Source organism: Wolbachia endosymbiont of Drosophila barbarae, from assembly GCF_044752445.1.
In the GTDB taxonomy this organism is placed as follows: domain Bacteria; phylum Pseudomonadota; class Alphaproteobacteria; order Rickettsiales; family Anaplasmataceae; genus Wolbachia; species Wolbachia pipientis.
Genome location: NZ_JBIXJM010000222.1, coordinates 1 through 2,525, shown reverse-complemented (window position 1 = coordinate 2,525; position 2,525 = coordinate 1). Strand labels below are relative to the sequence as shown.

Below are 2,525 nucleotides of genomic sequence, written 5' to 3'. Positions count from 1 at the left end.
TTCTCACTCCACAATTAAATAACTCTACAATATCGCTTATTTGATTCACTAATAATGAGAATTGGTATAACTTTGCTATTTTTCTCTCTAGATTCTTGCAAAGTTCTACAAGATTAACCACATTACCTCACGGTTTCTCTATGATTATTTTTTTAGATTACTTGTTTACCTTATTTGCCGTTCTCCTGAACGAATATACATAAGCTATAAAAACTATCTAATAGCTACCCAAAACCCTTATTTCCCACTCAAGTTCAACATTAAATTTATCCTTTACTGCATCTTTTACTTTGTTGCCAAGGTTTTCCAAGTCAGATGCAGTTGCATTATCGTAATTGAGCAAGAAGTTACAATGTTTCTTAGAGATTCTAGCTCCACCAATATTTAACCCTAGGCAGCCAGATTTATCAATTAACTCCCATGCTCGGTAGTTTTTTGGATTTTTGAATATGCACCCAGCAGTTTTTCCTCTTATTGGCTGGCTTTTATTTTTCCTCTCAATAACTTCCTTTAACCTTTGCAGTATAAGCTCATACTCTGAGTTTACTCCTTTAAACTCAGCTTCAATAAAAATCCAATTTCCTTTTAGGCTATGTCCACGGTAAAAATACCCCATTTCTTCGCTGGAGAACTCATATAGGTTTCCATCCTCTAGATTCACTGCTTTTATGGATTGTACAACACTTGCGATATCACTACCATATGCACCTGCATTCATTTCTATTCCGCCACCAACTGTTCCTGGAATTCCAACTAGAAACTCCAACCCACTAATCTGCTGATTTCCCGCAAAGTGAGCAAGGTTGCTGAGCAGCACAGCTCCCCCAGCTACAATAGAGTTGTTACCCTTACTTTTAATATATGCAAACTCCTTACCTAATTTTACTGTTATTCCTCGAATGCCACTATCTCGCACTATTATGTTGGATGTTGCACCAATAACGCTAACTGGCAGTTCAGTATTTTTAATCAAGTATGTTAAATCTTCAATATCACATGGTTTAAATAATACATCAGCTCGTCCACCAACATTTAACCACGTCGCTTTAGACATTAAGACATCATAACGATAGATTCCACGTACTTTAGGTAAGCTTATAAGCATTTTGATTTCAACTCTAATCCTGCATCCATACCCATTTTCTCCGCATCTTCTATAAATGAAGTGCGCTCAGTGAAGTATATATTTTTTCCACTTGCTAACATACAACGAAGGTGTAGCATATTTTCGCTCACATATTCAGCCAAAGCTGCAAGTGGTGTAAAACATGAACCATTCACTGTCTTCATAAAACTGCGCTCTGATTTCACTCCTATAAAAGACATATTATTATTAATTTTCTCTAAAAGATCGATAATTTTTACATCATTCCTTCTACATTGAATACAAATCGCTCCCTGTCCCACTGCACTTAACATAACTTTTGGTGGTAATACCTCTGTAATTAAGTGATGTTTTTCTAATCTTATGAGTCCTGCTTCAGCTAAAATTATTCCATCAAAACTTTGATTTTGCAATCTAGTTGTTACATTTCCACGTAGCGGTACTATATTTAAATCTGGTCTAACATTTAACAACTGAACTTTTCTTCTTATTGAAGAAGTGGCAATAGTAGCCTGCTGTGGCAAAGACTCAAGGCTATTGTGTTTATGAGAAATAAACGCATCGCATGGACTTAGCCTTTCTAAAACACAAGGAATTGTTAAACCCCCTGAGAAAAACGCAGGCATATCCTTTAGCGAATGAACTGCCATGTCTATATTATTTTCGAGCAATTCAGCCTCAATTTCTTTGATGAATAATCCTTTACCTCCTATTTCAGCAAGATTTGCGTTTGCATACTTATCTCCAGAAGTTTTTATCTTAACAATTTCAATAGATAAGTTAGGAAAAGAGTCCAGCAACTTTTGTTTTGCTTCCAAAGCCTGGGCAACTGCAAGCTTGCTTCCTCTGGTGCTTATTTTGACTAGCATGTGTACGATTGTTTGTCTGATGTCATTCAAGTAGCTAACTACTTGGATCCAGTTTATATAAACCTTTGCATTTATTGTACTTTAACTTAAAACCAAAAGCAACTTTGACTTTACAAAATAATAACCTTTTATATGCATAAATAAGCTTACTGGATTCTAGTACTTGCATGACAAGGTATAAACCTTATCGTCATACCACCGCGAACCGTCATACCGTCACGGTATCTCTAGATCCCGCTAACACGTAGCGGGATGACGAATTATTTAACCGTCATACCGCGATTCATTCGCGGTATCTCTAGATCCCGCTAACAAGCAGCGGGATGACGGTTGTCGTTTAGCTATAAATATTAAAAAATTTACCAAACGAAAAAAAGGCAAAAGAAGCCCCGTGGTTGGCTAGTTACTTACATTATACTTTCAAGTATGGCGTTTTTTTATTCTAAACGTCTAATAACCACGACTCAGCTGCTTTTAAGCTGCAACTAATCTAAATTATAAACATTAAGAAATTTACTAAACAGAAAAAAAGGCAAAAGAAACCCTAGGGT

The 2,525-nt window shown here is 36.1% G+C and carries 2 protein-coding genes; both read right to left on the bottom strand.

Annotated features, from left to right (window positions below; all coding sequences use genetic code 11):
• Window positions 1–217: 217 nt before the first annotated feature.
• Entirely contained in the window at window positions 218–1,105 is an 888-nt protein-coding gene (gene murB / locus ACIPNH_RS05080) for a UDP-N-acetylmuramate dehydrogenase (protein WP_264723671.1), read from the bottom strand.
• On the bottom strand, window positions 1,096–1,974 hold the full coding sequence (hemC, locus tag ACIPNH_RS05075) for a hydroxymethylbilane synthase (RefSeq protein ID WP_400772068.1): 879 nt from the start codon (window positions 1,972–1,974) through the stop codon (window positions 1,096–1,098). The genes murB and hemC overlap by 10 nt, the downstream gene beginning before the upstream one ends.
• Window positions 1,975–2,525: the final 551 nt, after the last annotated feature.

What these genes read in the sequence shown, in the direction of transcription:
- murB (WP_264723671.1), bottom strand. Translation starts at nt 1,105, where the DNA reads ATGCTTATAAGCTTACCTAAAGTACGTGGAATCTATCGTTATGATGTC.
- hemC (WP_400772068.1), bottom strand. Translation starts at nt 1,974, where the DNA reads ATGCTAGTCAAAATAAGCACCAGAGGAAGCAAGCTTGCAGTTGCCCAG.